General features: G+C 32.7%; 1 protein-coding gene. It reads left to right on the forward strand.

Translation table 11 applies throughout. From position 1 onward, the window contains the following. The first annotated feature begins 153 nt into the window (after positions 1-153). On the forward strand, positions 154-354 hold the full coding sequence (locus ACYVTD_RS15935) for a hypothetical protein (RefSeq protein ID WP_461248665.1): 201 nt from the start codon (positions 154-156) through the stop codon (positions 352-354). Positions 355-538: the final 184 nt, after the last annotated feature.

Below are 538 nucleotides of genomic sequence, written 5' to 3' on the forward strand. Positions count from 1 at the left end.
ATTTAAGATAAGGGATAAAGGGTTGTTACTGTTACCCTTTTCCCGAAAACTACCGATTTATTACTATACCTATATGTATTTACTTAAAAAGCATATATACTTTTTATAAAAAAGAGTATATAATGTCAAAAAACATAAAAGGAAGGGATTTTTATGGAGGAATACAACGATCTGGCAGATCGGCTAGAAAGTCGGTTTGGGAAAAAAACTCTTGGGGAAATAGAAAAAGAGAAAGGTATCACCGATTACAATAATACTGGTGTTGGTTTTGGTTATATTGTCAAGGGGACACTCCCCAAAAACAGGGAAGAAGCAATGAAAAACTTCGACCCCTCTAATATTGGCAAGTTATAAAAAGTTTGAGATATAGCAAATATGTTTATCGCCAACGATGTTTTACGACTTGATGACTGGAAAAGTGTTGAGGATATTTTTGATAATGTCCGTATTATCAATGATTGTTGCTACCCAAAAATCTTCGAAAACCTCGATTTTATACAAGATCATGATAAACAAATCTATACGGTATATTCAATAG

Source organism: Treponema sp. R6D11, from assembly GCF_054786075.1.

Excerpts from the sequence above, each read along its gene's own strand:
- ACYVTD_RS15935 (WP_461248665.1), top strand. The coding sequence starts at position 154 with ATGGAGGAATACAACGATCTGGCAGATCGGCTAGAAAGTCGGTTTGGG.